Genomic DNA, 16,495 nt, shown 5'->3' with positions numbered 1-16,495 from the left:
GAACTGGTCGACCGCATCGCTAAAAACACCACCGACCGGAGAGAAGACGATGGGCAACGATAAATACCTGATCGGCCGGCAACCGATCGTCAACCGGCAGGAGCAGCTCTGTGCCTACGAACTGCTGTTCCGCTCTTCCCCCAAAAGCCTGCAGGCAAACGTCACTGACGCCTCATTCGCCACGGCCAACGTCATCGTCAACACCCTCTCCGGCTTCGGTGCCCGGGAGATTCTCGGCGGGCACCAGGGGTTCATCAACGTCGAACTCGATCTCCTGATGGGCGACGCCCTGGAAATTCTCCCCCGGGAGATGGTGGTACTGGAACTGCTCGAAACCCTGACGGTCAGCGCCTCCCTGGTCGAACGATGCCGCCAGCTCAAGGAGGCCGGCTTCACCCTGGCGCTGGACGACCACGAGTACAGCCCGCTCTACGAAGAACTCTACGGGATTGTCGACATCGTCAAGGTCGATCTGCTCCAGACGCCGCTGGCCCAATTGCCCGAGATGCTGGCCCGCTTCCGCCCCTACCCCTTCAGGCTGCTGGCGGAAAAGGTCGAGACGCGGGAAGAATTCGACCATTGCGCGGCATTGGGCTTCGACTACTTCCAAGGGTATTTTTTCGCCAAGCCGCTCGTCATGGAGCGGAAGCGGATCGACGAAGCGACCGCCACGCTCCTCAAACTGCTGCACCTCCTGCTGGAGGATTCCCCCCTCGACGAAATCGTTCAGGCGTTCCAGGGGAACCCCGGCCTGACCTACAAACTGCTGCTCCTGGTCAACTCGGTCGGGACAGGGACCCGTGAGAAGATCAAAACGGCCCGGCATGCCATCGCCATGCTTGGCCGCCAACAGATCAAGCGGTGGGTACAGCTCGCCATTTTCGCTGCGGGAGACAGTTCCGGGACGGAAAATCCGCTGGTGGACATGGCGGCAGTCCGGGCGGGCTTCATGGAACAGCTTGCCTGCACTCTCCCGCACTTCAAGGGGCTTAGCGATGCCGGGGACCAGGCGTTTATGACCGGCATCCTCTCGCTCATGGAAACGATCTACGCGATCCCCATGGTCGAAGTGGTGCAGAGCCTGAATCTTTCCGACGAAGTTAGCCGCGCGCTGCTGCACCGGCAAGGCCCGCTCGGAGAGCTCTTGTGCTGCGCCGAGAACATCGAGAAGCTCGACTTCACGGCGGCCGAAGCCCATCTTGCGGCACTGGGGATCAGCCACGCCCAGGTTCTTGAAGCGCAGTGCAAATCATTCGGCTGGAAAACCACCATGTAGGCCCCCCCTCCCCCACAACAAAAGGCCGTCCCCCTTGCGAGGACGGCCTTAATCGTTGGACCGTGCCATCTTTTCCCCCGGCGCGCGCCCCGCTGGCAGGGCGCCGCGCGGTTCTGCTGCCTCCCGTTACGGAAAATTCTCGGCTATTTGTGATTGGTGGCTTTCGCTTCGGCTTTTTCCTTCAACCCCTCGGCGACCCCCTTGGCCATACCGAACATCGTGAGGACGGCCGGAACCAGCTGGGCGACGACGATCAGGGCGCAGAAGCCGAGGAAGATCCAGACGAACACGCCACTGTTGTCTTCCCGGGCGCCCGATGCGGCAAAGGCCGATGCTACGCTACCAAGATACGCTGCCAGGAATCCTGCTACTCTCGCTTTCATGACATCCTCCTTTTCATTACCCGGCGAGCCGTCACAAAGCCTCTACCGGTCCAGGTCCTTGAAATCTGCTAGTGGGCTTTGCTCGCTTCGCCCTTTGCCGAGAAGAGCCCTTTCAGCATCGAGCCGAACAGCATCAGCGCCGGCACCGTCTGGAAGGCAACGATCAGGGCGCCAAAGGCCAGGAACAGCGGAGTGAGGAATCCGCTTTCGTCGACACCCGCGCCGCTAGCGGCAAAGGCTGAAGAGGCAGAAGCGATCATCGCGATAAGTGTTCTGGCTGTGGTTTTCATGGCATCCTCCCCGATCCTGTATTTTCCAACTCCTGCTTTTGTCTTTGTATATTGCAGCCGGTGTGCCACAAAAACAAAATATGAGAAATTTTTATTTAACTCTTTAAAATCCACAACTTTTCGCCGCGCCGCCGGCCAGCGGCAGGTTCTGACCCTGCCCCTATTGTATGGACAGGGTATGCAGAAGAATGGGGCGAGGGCCATACCGGCGGAGCACATCACAGCTAACATATTGATATTACACAATCGCATCCTTTCCTGAAGGTGCATAAAAAAACAATACGCCGCAAAAAAATAAACATACGCTAACAAAAGAAAGAAAAGAGGGAGGCGATCGTCCAGCGGCAGGAAAATGAAGTTACTGCGGTCCGAAGTGGTAAAGAGCATGCCGGGAAGGCAGGGAAATACGGTCCGGAGAGACGTGAGTCCTCCGGACCGCAAGGAATCGATCAGAATTGATGGCAGGCATTACAGCTGGGGCCACTCAGGAACACCCCCTGCAGCGCCGCGCCGTGACACAGGGCATTCTGGCAGGCGGCCGTCCCGTTTTGGGCCACATACCCCATGTGCAGGGTGATGTTGGTGTCCCAGAGCTGGGGATGTTTCGACGTCGGCCCGCCCAGATGGCATGCGGTGCAGGACGGACCGCTCCCCGGCACTCCCTCGAGGGCGGTTCCGTGGCACGCAGCCTCGGCACAGCTGGCCGTACCGTTCAGCTTGACATAATTGGCATGGAGGGCATAGGCGTAACTTCCCCACTGGAGCGGATGCACCGCCTCGTTGTTCCCCAAATGGCACTGCGCGCACGGTACTTTTGAAATCCCGCCCGCCAGGTCGCCGCCATGACATTCAGTGCACGTTTCCAGATGATCCTCGGCAGCCACTGTGTGCCCGAGGGGAAGCCAGTCGGCAGGATGGGCGCCGGAGTTGGCATCAAAGGTGGACTGGGAATTAGTGTCGCCGCACCCGGCCAGGGGGAGGACGGCAAGTGCCAGCAGGACGACCGTAAGTATGGTTTTCCTTAGCGATGACATGTCTTGCACCTCTCGTTGTTCTGCCTGCCGTGGCATTTTACGCAAGAGGCGGGGTTGATCCGGCCGTCGATCTTGTGCTGGCTGAGATAGTCGCCCCGGTGCGGCAGCGCCAGCTCCGGCGAATCCTTGTACTTGTCGCTCGGCTTGATTTCCTCTTTATGGGCATGGCAGTCAGCGCAGAACGACTCCTCGTGACAAGCGGCACACGCCGCCCGTTGTTCGCCGGCATAAAACCCGTGCTTGGCATAGAAATCGCTCGCCCGGTGGTTAAAGGCCGCCAACCGGTCGGCATGGCACTCGGTACAATCCACCAGACCGGTAACGTTCTCGGGATGGACCTTGGCAATACTACGCGTATTGGCACAGGCGAAAAGACAGCTGGCAAGCAGCAGCATCACCGGTAAAATCAGGACATTATTTCTCACTCTTCCCTCCCCCTTCCGCCCGATAGGTCGCATCGAACACATAGCTGATCTTGACGAGCCCCCGCACTTCGTTATCGAAATCGGGATTCCGCGAATAATCGACATCGGCGCCGACCTTGAACTGGTCGGTAATCTCATAGGTCGCCGCGCCAGCGAGAGAGAAGGTGTTTTTGATGCCATTGATGCTCCGGTCGTAGTCGATATCGAAGAAATCGACCGTCAGGTCCGCCTTGCCGAGCTTTTTCGAGGCGAACAGCCGATACTCGTCATAGCGCAGCCGGTCGGATTCCCCGCTCATCCGGTGGACAGAAAGCCCGGCCGCGAACCCGGCAACGGTAACGGTGGCCTTGCCGCCGAAATAATCGGCGTCACCGGCGATATCGTAACCGTAATTCCGGTAATCGGCGGCAAGGGTCAGGGCACTGATCGGCGTATAGGAAACGCCCCCCCCCACGGCAAGCATTTTTTCCCGTGGATCGAGGATACCGTTGGTCAGGCTGAGTGCACTGGTAGTGACGTGATAAAAATAATCCTCGTAGTTGATCGCGGCAAGGTCGGCGGTAATCCGCAACCGGTCACGGGGAGTATAGGAGACCGTGTAGGCGTGTTCCATCCAGCCGGAAGTGATGGAGTTGTAAGAAGAGCGGCCGACGACCTCGACGGAGGCAAAAGGGCGCAGCCAGAGATCCACCCCCTCTTCCTCGCGGAGCCGGCTGCCCGCATAGTCGGTCTGCAGGGCACTCAGTCCGATGGTGTAGTAGTTGCCGTAGCTGTGGCTGATCCTGCCGCCGTAGACCAGATCACCGCCGTTGAAATTCGGTTCGGTGACGACGGGAGAACCGACGAAGAGGGCAGCACCAAAACCTGCCGCCAGGTCACTGCGCAGGTAAAGGCCGTCGAGCCGTTCGGCGGCGACCCCTTCGGTAACGAACTGGCGCCCGGCATTGAGCACCAGATTGTTCTGCGCCGGCCGATAGCTGAGAAAACCGTACTGCAGGTCGGTATCGGTATAGCGGTCGGTGGTCTTGTCGGCGAGGTCGGCCCGCCCCCAGCCGCCGATATGGAATGACAGGTTGCCGTTCTTATCGATGTTCGTTACCGACAACCGCAGATATTCATAGAGCGGATAGAGATCCCGCTTCTCCACCGCCGATTGGCCGAGGCGGAAAATGGTATCCGTCTGTCCGCTGATCGACACCGCCGCGGCCCCGCCCGGTATCCCGGCCAGAAGCGCACAGGCACAGACGAGGCCGGCCAGCCGGGGTATGCTGCGAGACGTTTTCAGATCGTTGCTGTTCAAGGCATGCCCTCCTTCTTAGAATTTCACGATACGCGCATCCTTCTGCAGCTGCACGACATACCGGTCATACGCCTCCAGCACCTTTCGATCCCGGAGACGGTTGATGATGATGCCCGACAGGGCGTTATAATCAGCCTTGGAATTTTTGCGCGTCTCAATCAGCCGGACGATATGGAAGCCGGTCCGCGGTGAGGCGATGAGCTCGCTCACTTCTCCCGGTTTCAGGCTGTAAACCGCGTCGTCGAAGTCGATCGGCAGCTGTTCCCAGGTAACGAACCCCATGTCCCACGGTTTTCGCTCGCCGACTGCGACAGCCGGCGCTCCCGAGGCCAGTTCGGCAGCAACCATGTCGAAAGAGGCTCCGGACCGGATTTTTTTCAAGGCCGCTTCCGCCGCCTCGCGTTTGGGGAACGAAATCATCGCCAAGTGGAGATCGGTAGCGATCCGGTCGGCATGCTTCGCGTAGTAATCCTGGGCATCCCGGTTCGTGACGTTGACCTGGGTGGCGATCTGGGTATTGAAGATTCGACGGGTCATTTCAGCCCGTTTCATCGCTTCCAGCTGTCTTTCGAGCCGATCGATCTCTTTGCGGTATTCGGGGTCCTTGTCGAGCCCCAGTTTCACCCCCTGCTGGTAGCAGAGTTCCTCCTTGATCACATCGTCGAGGGCCTGGGCAGCATTGATCTCCTCCGGTGCCGCCCCGTGAGCTGTCCGGTTACGCAGTCGCAAGTCGTCCGCCATGATCGGCGTACCGTTAACCGTGGCAAGGACCTTGGCTCCCTGCCCGGGAGGCAGCTTGTCCCCTCCTTGGCAACCGGCAAGGCAGAACATCATTCCAATGAACAATCCGAGAGTGGATCTGTAACCTGACATGAAAATCTTTCCTCCAGAGCGGTAGAGTGAATCGACAGGCAGAAAAAGCGGCGGGCCGTTGGCGGCCCGCCGAATCACAGCAGGTAAACGGATCAGATGCCGGTACTCGTTACGACGTAGGTGGCGTCGATTACCTGATTGGTGAAGCTGGGGTTGTGGACGCCACGGCTGGCGTCATCCTGGACAAGGACGGTGTTCCAGAGCACCTTGGCGAGGTTTTCGTTGTAGCCGGTGGTAGAGACGGCATTGCCGACCGTCCCCGGGGCCCCGTCGAGGTAGCCGGTGCAGGAATACGAACCGTCCGCGTTCGGCGTCGACGCACAGCCGGCAATCGCGTTGCCGCTCGCATCCTTGAGGTAGGCGTCGTAGGAACCGGTCTTGAGGAACCACCGCTGGGTGACGCCGCCAGCGGTTACATCGACCTGGCCGACCCGGTTGGCCACCAGAGAGGCCTGCATCCCGACCGGAACCGTCCCTGCCCCGCCGTAACGAAGGCGGAGGATCGCCATCCCGGCGGCATTCTTCAGCGACTGCAGCTTAGTGTCGAAGTTGAGCTGAACCGCTTCGGCACTGTAGTTGCCGTGGCAGCTCCGGCAGATGTCGTTGGATGCCTTGAAGTCATGGTTGGTGTTGAACGATTCCGACTGGGGAAGCGAGAAAGCCGAATTGGCCGGCGTCAGCTCCATGTGACAGGTAACGCAGGTGTCAGCGATGAAGGAGTGCTTGGAGCGGGTCGCCGTGTTGCCGTAATTCTGCGCGCCGAGGAAATAGGCGTTCCGGCCCATCAGCACATCGCCCTGGCAGGCTTCGTGGGGCGCGGTGTAGCTGGTGCCGATGTTAGCAAAGAGGACACTGCCGTCTTCGTGGAGGTCGCTGCCGCTGCCGCTTTTGTAGCCGTTCCGGCTGTTGTGGCAGGTGATGCAGAGTGCCCCTTTGCCGACGCCGTTGGCAGTGAAGCCGCCAGGGAGGAGCCTGGTGCTGCCGGCGGTGGAGCTGACCGCGGTAAGGTTGACGGTGACGAACGACTCACCGGCATGGGCCGGCGGACCTTCGTTGTGCGGATCGTGACAGACGACGCAGGTGATCGGCTGGGCGTTGTTCACCGTCAGGCCGGCCGGCAAGACCGTCGCATTGCGGTTGGAGATGTCGCTCAGCTTCATGAAGGCCGAGAATCCCTGGGCGCTGTGGCAGCAGGCGCACCCGCCGCTCAGGGTACCGTCGGCGTTGGAGTTGAACGTGAAGGTGTTGAAGCTGCCGTGGGCGCTCTGTTCCCATTGCTGGAAACGGCCGTGTTTCTTCGGACTGCCGTGGCAGGTGCCGCAGACGTTGGCCGAGAAGCTGACCCGGGCATTGCCGACGTTCGGATCGACCGTGCCGCTGACGTGGTGGGCGCTCCCCTGCGGCCCGTGACAAGCCTCGCACTGAACGCCGATCAGCCGCGATGATTTCGGATAATTTTTCCAGAGGTTCGCTTCGACGTTCGGATCGCCCTGGGTAAATGTAAACCCTTCGGTGGGATATACGTCGGAGAACCCGCCATTGTTGATGCCGCTGTTGTACTGGTTGTAGCCGACCGTATGACACTTGGCGCAGGTAGTGATCGAGTAGTCGCCCGGATTTTCCATCATGCCGGTGTACATGACTTCCTTGTGGCCCGTCTGCAGCCAGGAGGTAATCTTGTCCTGGTGACAGGAGGCGCCGTTGCAGGTCGGGTCGGGGGTATTCAGGCCGGCCATCATTCCGACCCATTTGTCGGCGGTAATTGTCAGCCGGGCAACGCCGCCCTCGCTGACGGTATAGGTCCCCACCGTCGCCGGAATGAAATCGGGATAGGCGGTATTGGCATCGTTAACCGTCACGGCGCCGCTGGGACCGGTCACCGACCAGTTCCAGCTCGTCTTGGGGGTGGGAGTGAACGGGAATTGTCCCTGCAGAACGACCGGCTGGCCGACGGCAACGTTGTTCAATCCCTGGTTCGGGACGAACGGCGCCTTTACCGGCACCTTGACCGTGCTGGTGAAGATCTGGCCGTTGATCGTCGCCGTTACCTGGGCGGTGGCCGAATTGCCGAGCGTTGCCGCCGCCTGCTGGGAGAACGGTACCACCTGGTAGCGGTCGATGACGACCGCCGGCTCATCGGGATTATCATTGAAATACGGGAGCGCGAGGGTCTCCACCAGGTACTTTTTCAGCGCGGCGCTGCTCGGCAGGGACACCGTCGGCGTCGGGCTGGTGGTATCGCTGAAGGTCAGGGGAGCACTGCCGGGAGCGGTCGACCAGACATAGCTCACTGACTGTCCCTGGAGTGCCGGGTCGAAGATCTTGGTGCTGGCCTGGAGCGTCACCACGTCACCGGGAAGCACCGTCGACTTGGTGTCGGTCCTGATGGCGCTTACCGCGGCCGGACCGGTCGGCGTCAGCTTGAGGTCGGCGGTCACGTTCCGGCCGACGGCCGCCTCGACCGACTGGCTTAGCGCATTGTAACCGCTTGCCGTTACATTGAGGGTGAAGGTGCCGGTCGGCAGGGTGAGCGTATACTTGCCGTTGGCATCGGTGGTCGCGCTGACCTCTTCGCCGCCGACCGTTGTCGCGACCTGCGCGCCGGGAACCGTATTGCCGTACCAGTCGGAAACAGCACCGCTGACCGTCCCGGTACTGGCACCATTCGAACCGTTGTCGCCCGAGCATCCGAACAGGAGCGCACACCCGATCAGCAGGGCGCTCAGCAGCAGGTGCATGGTCATCTTTGACTGCTGTAGTCGTGCCATCTACATTCTCCTTTCATACATTGACGAAATGATCTGCACAGTGTTCAAGCCCACATCTGTTCCTGATCTGGCCTCCTTTCGCGTTTGCTGATAAGCCGAAGCGGCTGTCTGACGGGCAACGATCCGGCCTTCAGGCAGGAGGCGGACCGGGCGCGGGCGATACCGCGGGGGGGCGTGAGGGGACGCCTCCTCCCCACGGCATTAACTCAAGGAATATGCCAGCAATCGGAACGGTGGATTTCCGCGCCGTGAGGAGGGACGAATCAGGGATTGCCGGGAGGCGGCAAGGAGAAGATGCGGGCTAAGCTACTGAATTTCGTACAGGGAGAAACGATGGCCGGGAAAACAGCGGGAAAAAGGCAGGAAGGCCCGCCGATCGGCGGGATAGTAAGGAAAGTGTATCATTATACACATGTGTATCTTTACAGTCCTGTTACATGTTACAGAATGGTCTCTAAAACTGTACCAGCCGGTTTTACAATCCGGTCAGGAGACCGAACTCATGCAGCTTGCGATAGAGCGTTATCCGGCTGACCCCCAACAGGCGGGCCGCCTTGGCCTTATTGCCGCCGGCCTTCTCCAGGGCATGCCGGATGGTCTGCGGAGTACATCCCCGGTCGCCTTCGGCAGCGCCTTGTCCCGCCAGCGACTCGACGAAGTCCACCGGCAACTGATCGATAGTGATGATCGGCGTCGCGGCAAGAATGAAGGCGTGTTCGAGAAGATGCTCCAGTTCCCGCACGTTGCCCGGCCACTCGTACTGCATCAGCATCTTCAACACATCGATAGAGACGGCGTCGACCCGGTTCCTGAACTTGGTGCGGAACTTGTCGAGGAAATGGTCGACCAGGAGCGGGATATCCTCCCGCCGATCCCGAAGGGGGGGGAGATTGATTCGGGCAACCTTGAGCCGGTAATAGAGATCTTCCCGGAAACGGCCGCGCCGAACCTGTTCCGCCAGGTCCCGGTTGGTGGCGGCAATGACCCGGACGTCAACCTTGAGCGGCGTCGTGTCCCCCACCCGCTCAATCTCCTTTTCCTGGAGCACCCGCAGCAGCCGGACCTGCAAGGCCGGGGAAATATCGCCGATCTCGTCGAGCAGGATGGTGCCGCCATGGGCGCGCTGGAACCTGCCGATCTTGTCCTTGACGGCACCGGTAAAGGCGCCGCGGACATGGCCGAACAGCTCGCTCTCCAGCAGGGTTTCGGCAAGGGCGGCGCAATTGACCCGAACAAAGGGCGAATTGCCGCGCCCTCCGGTGTAGTGGAGGGCGGAGGCGACCAGTTCCTTGCCGGTACCGCTCTCCCCCGTAACCAGAACAGTGGTCGGCACATCGGCCAGCGACTCGATCAGGGCATAGACCTCCTGCATACGCTTGCTCTTGCCGATCAGATCGTGGAAGGTGGTGCGGGCGCGCAGATTCTGCTCCAGGTTATCGAGCCGGGTTTCGTCCCTGACCACCATGACGGCCCCGGAAAAGACGCCGGCGCTGTCGAGCAGCGGCGAAGTCTTGATGCTGACCACGGCGGTGGAACCATCGACGGCAACACATTCGACCCGGAACCGCTGTACCGGCTGGCGGCTGCGGATCGTTTCGAGCATCACCGGCTTGCAGGTGCCGAACCGACCGCCGGGCAGGGCGGCGAAGCGGACCCCCATATCGGCATCGCTCAACCCGTAAAAACGGCGGGCGGCATCATTGAACGCCACGATCCGCTCGTCGAGATCGATGGTGACGATGGCGTCGTCAACGCTGCGAAAAATCGCTTCCAGGTTGGCCCGGTAGGTTTCGCGTTCCTGGATGAGCTGCTTGTGCTGCAGGGCCATCCTGACAACGCGGAGCAGGGTCTCTTTCTTAACCGGTTTCGGCAGGTAGTCATAGGCGCCGAGCCGAACGGCCTCGGTTGCCGTCTGGACATTGGGGAAACCGGTGATCATCACTACCGGGGCCGGGCAGCGTAGCTCCCGGAGTTGCCGGAGCAGTTCGATGCCGGTTTCGCCCCCGAGGATAATATCGGCCAGGATTGCGTCGTAATCGGTGTCGGCAACCCTGGCCAACGCTTCCCGATAACTCCCGGCACTGTCCACCACATGCCCCTCCTCGGTCAGGAAGCGCTCGAACGTAAAGCGGAGCGTCTCTTCATCGTCAACGATCAAGATCTGTCCCATCGGCTAACTCTCCTGCCGGGCGGCCGGCAACTCGACCGTCACTATGGTAAATTCGCCTTCGCGGCTCTCAATCCGCAACCGGCCCCCATGCTCGGTAACGATGCTGTGACTGATGCTGAGGCCGAGCCCCGTCCCCTGGCCCGGCGGCTTGGTGGTAAAAAACGGCACCATCACCTGCTCCACCACCCCAGCCGGGATTCCCGTCCCATTGTCGACAAACAGCAACCGGACCATCTCGCCGGCGCGATATTCGCCCCGGATCTCCAGGCGTCTGCCTTCCGCCGGGGCCGGGCATTTGCGAAGCAGGGCATAGCGGGCGTTACTGAGGATATTGAGAAACACCTGCTGCAACTGGTGGGGGTAAGCATTCACCACCGGCAACCCGGCCGGCACCGCCACCGTCAGGGTGATTCCCTCCCGGGCCAACTGGGCAGTGAAGAGCGCCAGCGTATCGGCCAAGACGTCGATCAGCCGTACCGGCAGCTTTTCCCCACCATCAGTCCTGGCAAACGACAGCAGATTCCTGACGATCACCGCGATCCGCTCCCCCTCGCGCATGATCCGCTGGGCAACCTCCGGCTCCCCCCCCGCCCGCCGGCAATCGTCCGCCAAAATCTGGGCGCAGTTGATAATGCCGTTGATCGGATTGTTGATCTCGTGGGCCACGCCGGCGGCCAATTCGCCGAGCGCCACGAGGTGCTGGGCCTGCATGGCCTCCTTCTGCAGGGTGATCGCTTGTTGTTCGCGGCAGCGGAGTTCCTCCATCAACAGATTGAAGGCTTCGGCAGTTTCGCGGATTTCATCGTTGGAGTCGACCTTGACTGTCATTGAGCCGGCGCCACCCGAGCCGATCTGTTTGATCTGGGCGGTCATGGAGAGCAGCGGCGAAATGAGGTGCTGCATCACCAGCCACATCACCACCGCGGCGATGACGCCGCCGCAACCGACGATCCACCAGGCGAGGCGGACCAGCCGTCGGGCCGGCTCGTACGCCTCCGTCAGAGGATAATTCGCCGACAGGATCCAGTCAACGGTGTCGAGCCGTTTGAACGCCGCCAGCGCGCCAGCGCCATGTCGCCCGGTAATCTCGCCGGCCACCTCCCGACCGGCATCGGCATCCATCACATAGCGTTCGACCTGTGGTTCCGACTCCTTGGTAAAAATCAGGTTGCGATCGGGATACATCAAGATCGTCCGGCCGTGGGTATAGAGGCAGAAATAGCCCTTCTTGCCGATCTTGGCATCGGCAAGCTCGCCAAGGAAGTTGCGCTGCATCAGGTCGATACTGCCCGCCAGCACCGCTATCAACCGCCCGTTACCGGCAAAGACCGGCATGGTGAACATGATCACCGGATGCACGTGCTGCGGATTGGGGATGTAGGGCGCGGAAATGAACGGCTTGCCGGTGCTGATCGTCTTCCTGACATGCTCGCGAAAGGAAAAGTCGAAGCCGACGCGGCTCGGCCGATGGGCCGTTTCGGCCAGCAGGCGCCCGGCGGTGGTGTAAATGAATACCCCACTGTCGAAAATCGCTTCCAGGCCGATCCGGTCATACAGGAACTGTTCGGCACGCCGGGGATCGGCAACGATCTCCGGCGTAACGGCCTTTGCCGAGCTGGCGAGGGCGGCAACCGTCGCCTCGATCCGATGGTCCAACTCGTCGGCAATTCGCTCGACCATGATCATCTGCTGCCGCTGGATGGCATCGTTAAAGCAGGACTTGCTGTATTCGATCGCAAAATAGGCGGTGGCCGGAGCAAGGACAAAAAAGAGCACCAGGACGATAAGGACCAATTTGGTTTTCAGGCTGATCGTTCGCATCGTTTCACCGGTTTCGGGAACTAACCTGCTGTGCTATGCTGGCACATGACCGACAGAGAGCCGGTCAAGCCCTGAGGAGCGCCAAGCTGAGAACTAATGCAAAATCTGCTCCGGCTCGCTGCCCCCACCCTTACCCATCCACGCAGGAGGTTCGATGCACCGTCTTATCATCGCCTTGACGCTTTGCTGCCTGATGTTGCCGGCGCTGCCGGCCCGCGCCGCCACTCCCCTAGACCGGGCCGTCGTCGCCGAACTCAACCTCGCCCGCACCGCTCCCCGCCGCTATGTGGCGTTCCTGCGTGACTACCGCCGCCACCTGTCGGGAAAGATGTATCTCCCTCCCGGCGGTTCGGTGCGGATCGTTACCCGGGAAGGGGCGGCTGCGGTCGACGAAGCGATCGGCGCCCTACTCCGCCAGCGGCCCATCCCGCCGCTCGCCTGGTCCGACGGGCTGGCTGCCGTGGCGGCGGAACTGGCAGGCCAACAGGAGCAAACGGGAGCGACCGGCCACGGGGCCGGCGATGAAGAGCTGCGGAACAGGGTCGAGCGGCAGGGGAGCTGGCAGAGGAGCATCGGCGAGAACATCAGTTACGGCCCCGACGATGCCCGGCAGATCGTGCTGCAACTGATCATCGACGACGGGGTGAAAGGGCGGGGACACCGGCGGAACATTTTCGATCCGGCCTACCGGCAAGCGGGGGTCGCCTGTGCGCCCCATCCGGTCTTCGGCACCGGCTGCGTCATCGATTTCGCCGGCGGCTTTACAGCCTCACCCGCCGGGCAATAGCCGGCCCGGCGGCCACGGCAGCGGAAACGACCGGAATGACTGCGCCGCAAACGGGCGCTAGAGCAGTTCGTAGACGATGACGGCACAGACGAACACCATCAGCGCCAGCGCCAGAAAAAAGACATTTTCGGCAATCGTTTCCAAAAGCTGTTGCCGTCTTCGCTTCCTAAGCCGCAGAGCGGCGAACGCCAGACTGCAGGACACCAGGAACAACAGCGCATCGAGCGCCAGCAGATCGTCACTGTACGTCGCCACCCGGGCGATCCGGAAACTGATCTTCAGGATGCCGATAACAGTCAGGCAGACCCCGACCAGCGTGGCGGATACCGAAAAGATGTGAATGGTGAGGTCCGTTTCGGTATTCTCACGCGCCTTCTCGCGCTCCATGGCAAACTCCCGTAAAGGCCGAGGCAATGCAGGCCGGGCCGAGCCCGGTGGAACAAAAATAAACGGCCAGACAAAGGATGACCGGCCGCCGTCGAAACCGCTGTCATGATCCGGCAGATGTTGCAATACGGCGAGAGAACCGCGGGGCGCGGAATGCCCCCGCGCCCGTTTTGCCACGGTCCGCTACCGACCGTTCTCCGCCGGCGGGGGAGAGACCGAAGTCGCCGGGCCGCTCCAGCCGAGAGTAAAGAAAAAGGTTGCGCCCTCCCCCGGCTGGCTCTCGGCCCAGATCCGGCCGCCATGCCGTTCGATCACCCGCTGGACGGTGGCAAGGCCAATTCCGGTGCCTTCAAATTCATCGGCCGCATGGAGCCGCTGGAAGGGGACAAAAAGCTTGTGGGCATACTGCATATCGAAGCCGACCCCGTTGTCGCGGACGAAGAAGACCTGTTGCGGCGCTTCGCCGGCCGCGCCGAACTCGATCCGCGCCCCGGGCTGCCGGCTGCTGAACTTCAGGGCGTTACTCAGCAGATTGTCCAGAACCACCCGCAGCAGGCCGGGGTCCCCATCCGCCGCGAGCCCCTCGGCAATGATGAACTGCGCGCCGCCATCCGGTCGCAGCACTTCGAAAGACTCCACCACCTCCAGGGCCAGTTCGCCGAGGTCCACCAGCTCGTGGCGCAACTCGCCCCGGCTGATCCGCGCCAGCGCCAGCAGGTCGTCGATCAGCTCCCCCATCCGCACGGCGGCGGCGGCCATCCGTCCCAGGTATTCCCGGCCCGGCTGGTCGAGGGTGGCGCCATACTCCTCCTGGAGAATCACCGCAAAACCGCTGATCCCCCGGAGCGGGGTCCGCAGGTCGTGGGAAACCGAATAGCAGAAGGTTTCCATCTCCCGTAGCGCCCGCTGCAACTCGGCCGTCCGCTCGCCGACCCGGTGCTCCAACTCCTCGTTAAGCCGCCGGATTCGGTCTTCGGTGACCCGCCGGGCGGTAATATCCCTCACCATCTCGATCGCGGCAATGATGGCGCCGCTGCCGTCGCGCAACGGCGAAGCGGTTATCTCGACGAAGGTCGTCCTGCCACCGACGGTGAACGCCTTCTCCACCTTGTGGACCTGCCCGTCAGCGAAGCAGCAGGCGACCGGACAGTCGGCACAGACCCCGTTCTTCCCGTGGTAGGCCTGGTAACAGTACTTGCCGAGATGGTCGGCGCCCTTCAGTTCCCGGTGGACCTGATTCTGGTAGACAATCTGATAGGAAAGGTCGACGATGCTGATCCCGTCGGCGATGGCGGCGATGATCGCCTCGGTCTTCGCCCGCTCGTCCTCGGCACGGTGCATCGCCTCCCACAACTCCAGCTCCATCTGCTTCCGCTCAGTGATATCGTTGATCAGGGTGAACAGGTGCTCCCGACCGCCGATTTCGATTATCTCGACCGAAACGAGGCCGACGAACGGAGTGCCGGCCACATTCCGGCGACAGATTTCCCGGTTGGTGACCCGCCCCTTTTCGCGTAATTCGGCAATCAGTGCCGTCCGTTCTTCGGGGCTCTCCCAGGCCCCCAGCTCCAGGGCCTGCCGGCCGACGACCTCGGCGCGCCGGTAACCGGTACTCCGCTCGAACGCCTCGTTGATATCGATGACCATGCCATCGTCAATGGTACTGATCATCATCATCGTCGGCGCCGCCCGGAAAGCCTTGGCGAATTTCGCTTCCGACTCCCGCAGCGCCGCCTGCTGCTCGCCGATGGCGGCCATCATCCGGTTGAAGGCGACGGCCAGCAGGCCGATCTCGTCAGGCGCGGCGACCGGTAACGGCTGATAGGTGCCGGGACTGGCCGTCACCCCTTCGACGTGCCGGATGAAACGGAACAGGGGAGCCAGCAGCTGCCGCATGATCAGCCAGCTCGCCACCATCATCGCGACAATGCCGAGGACCGTCGTACCGACATAGTACCATTGGATCTTGCGCAGCGGGGCATAAGCTTCCGCAAGCGGGAAATCGGCCCCCAGGATCCAGCCGGTGCTCGCCAGCCGCTTGTACGAAGCGAGCATCGGCACTCCCTGGGTGGTGATGGTTTCGCCGCTTCCTTCGAAGCCGTTCATCGCCCGATCGAGCAACCGGTTGATCCCGCTCGGCACCCGGGTCATGATCCGGCTCCGCTGGGGGTGGTAGATGATGGTCCGGTCCCGGCTGACCAGTACCAGGTGGCCGCTGGTACCGATCCGGGTCCGGGTGATGCTCTCCAGGAAACGGTCGCAGTAGAGGTCGATGCTTCCGGCCAGGATGCAGGAGAGTTTGCCCTCTTTGTCGAACAGCGGGACGGTCAGCAAAATCGCCGGATGGCCAGGATTGTGGGTGGAGACGTACGGCTCGCTGATCTGGGGCTTGCCGGTGGCGATGGTGGTTTTGTAGTAGTCACGGAAGGAGATGTCGCGGCCCCGGCGACCCACTTGGTACGGGCTCTCGGCGACCAGCCGGCCGGCGGGGGAAAAGATGAACAGCCCGTTATCGAACAGCAGGTGCAGCGAGGTCTTGCTGTCGAGAAACCGCTGCGCCACTTCGGCGTCGGTTGCCGCGGCAGCCGGCACCCGGGGAATGGCAGCAAGGAGGGCATTCTGGGAGAGGGCGAACTTGTTGTCCAACTCGCGGGCCAGCGAGGTGACAAGGGTGAACTGCTGGGAGGAGAGCCCCTCTTTGAAATGCTGGCGGGTAGAGGAAAAGACCAGCCAGCCCAGCACCGCACCGAAAACCAGGAACAGCAGCGAAATCGCCACCGCCATCTTCGTCTTCAGGCTGGCGAAGTTCATTGCTTCATTCCCCTGCCGGCACAGCGGCGACACCGCCACCACGGCGGGCCAAGCCGTCCGGAACAATGCGCAACGTCGATGCGGTCAGGCCCGTCCATCTCCCCTCGCCTGCTGCGGTCCACCAAGGGCCGCGCGGTGCACTCCCTGTGTCAACTCTAGTCCAGATCGCC

Annotated in this window: 13 protein-coding genes; 2 read left to right on the top strand and 11 right to left on the bottom strand. The window is 61.6% G+C overall.

Features of this window, described 5'->3' with window-relative positions; translation table 11 throughout:
• The first annotated feature begins 49 nt into the window (after positions 1 to 49).
• Positions 50 to 1,276, top strand: coding sequence for an EAL and HDOD domain-containing protein (locus tag QMN23_RS03880; protein ID WP_282001915.1), 1,227 nt, complete (start codon positions 50 to 52; stop codon positions 1,274 to 1,276).
• A 143-nt stretch (positions 1,277 to 1,419) separates the two neighbouring features.
• On the opposite strand, the gene QMN23_RS03875 is transcribed toward QMN23_RS03880, so the two are convergent.
• From QMN23_RS03875 to QMN23_RS03835, 9 genes are all read right to left on the bottom strand, one after another.
• A complete protein-coding gene (locus QMN23_RS03875) occupies positions 1,420 to 1,659 on the bottom strand; it encodes a hypothetical protein (RefSeq protein WP_282001913.1) in 240 nt (79 codons plus the stop codon).
• A 68-nt stretch (positions 1,660 to 1,727) separates the two neighbouring features.
• Positions 1,728 to 1,949 carry a hypothetical protein gene (locus QMN23_RS03870; protein WP_282001911.1) on the bottom strand — a complete coding sequence of 74 codons (222 nt, stop codon included), beginning with the start codon at positions 1,947 to 1,949 and terminating at the stop codon, positions 1,728 to 1,730.
• Between the two features lie 449 nt (positions 1,950 to 2,398).
• A complete protein-coding gene (locus QMN23_RS03865) occupies positions 2,399 to 2,983 on the bottom strand; it encodes a hypothetical protein (protein WP_282001910.1) in 585 nt (194 codons plus the stop codon).
• On the bottom strand, positions 2,971 to 3,408 hold the full coding sequence (locus tag QMN23_RS03860) for a cytochrome C (RefSeq protein WP_282001908.1): 438 nt from the start codon (positions 3,406 to 3,408) through the stop codon (positions 2,971 to 2,973). The genes QMN23_RS03865 and QMN23_RS03860 overlap by 13 nt, the downstream gene beginning before the upstream one ends.
• Entirely contained in the window at positions 3,398 to 4,708 is a 1,311-nt protein-coding gene (locus QMN23_RS03855) for a hypothetical protein (protein ID WP_282001907.1), read from the bottom strand. Before QMN23_RS03855 ends, QMN23_RS03860 begins: the two co-directional genes overlap by 11 nt.
• A 15-nt stretch (positions 4,709 to 4,723) precedes the next feature.
• Positions 4,724 to 5,581: a peptidylprolyl isomerase gene (locus QMN23_RS03850; protein WP_282001906.1), complete on the bottom strand. Its 858-nt coding sequence runs from the start codon at positions 5,579 to 5,581 to the stop codon at positions 4,724 to 4,726.
• A gap of 92 nt (positions 5,582 to 5,673) precedes the next feature.
• The gene (locus QMN23_RS03845) at positions 5,674 to 8,349 is read right to left on the bottom strand and encodes a carboxypeptidase-like regulatory domain-containing protein (RefSeq protein ID WP_282001905.1); all 2,676 of its coding nucleotides are present in this window, start codon (positions 8,347 to 8,349) and stop codon (positions 5,674 to 5,676) included.
• 475 nt (positions 8,350 to 8,824) lie between these two features.
• Positions 8,825 to 10,519, bottom strand: coding sequence for a sigma-54 dependent transcriptional regulator (locus QMN23_RS03840; protein ID WP_282001903.1), 1,695 nt, complete (start codon positions 10,517 to 10,519; stop codon positions 8,825 to 8,827).
• Positions 10,520 to 10,522: 3 nt separating this feature from the next.
• Positions 10,523 to 12,340, bottom strand: a complete 1,818-nt coding sequence (locus QMN23_RS03835) for a sensor histidine kinase (protein WP_282001901.1) — start codon at positions 12,338 to 12,340, stop codon at positions 10,523 to 10,525.
• Between the two features lie 154 nt (positions 12,341 to 12,494).
• On the opposite strand from QMN23_RS03835, the gene QMN23_RS03830 reads away from it, so the two are divergent.
• Entirely contained in the window at positions 12,495 to 13,127 is a 633-nt protein-coding gene (locus QMN23_RS03830; RefSeq protein WP_282001899.1) for a CAP domain-containing protein, read from the top strand.
• 57 nt (positions 13,128 to 13,184) lie between these two features.
• Here QMN23_RS03830 and QMN23_RS03825 read toward each other — a convergent pair whose 3' ends face one another.
• Both QMN23_RS03825 and QMN23_RS03820 read right to left on the bottom strand, forming a co-directional pair.
• Entirely contained in the window at positions 13,185 to 13,514 is a 330-nt protein-coding gene (locus QMN23_RS03825) for a hypothetical protein (RefSeq protein ID WP_282001897.1), read from the bottom strand.
• 183 nt (positions 13,515 to 13,697) lie between these two features.
• Entirely contained in the window at positions 13,698 to 16,325 is a 2,628-nt protein-coding gene (locus tag QMN23_RS03820) for a PAS domain S-box protein (protein ID WP_282001894.1), read from the bottom strand.
• Between the last annotated feature and the right edge of the window lie 170 nt (positions 16,326 to 16,495).

This window comes from Geotalea uraniireducens, from assembly GCF_027943965.1.
Lineage (GTDB): Bacteria > Desulfobacterota > Desulfuromonadia > Geobacterales > Geobacteraceae > Geobacter > Geobacter uraniireducens.
Note: the sequence above shows the minus strand (reverse complement) of the source record. Positions and strands in the feature narration are given on the sequence as shown.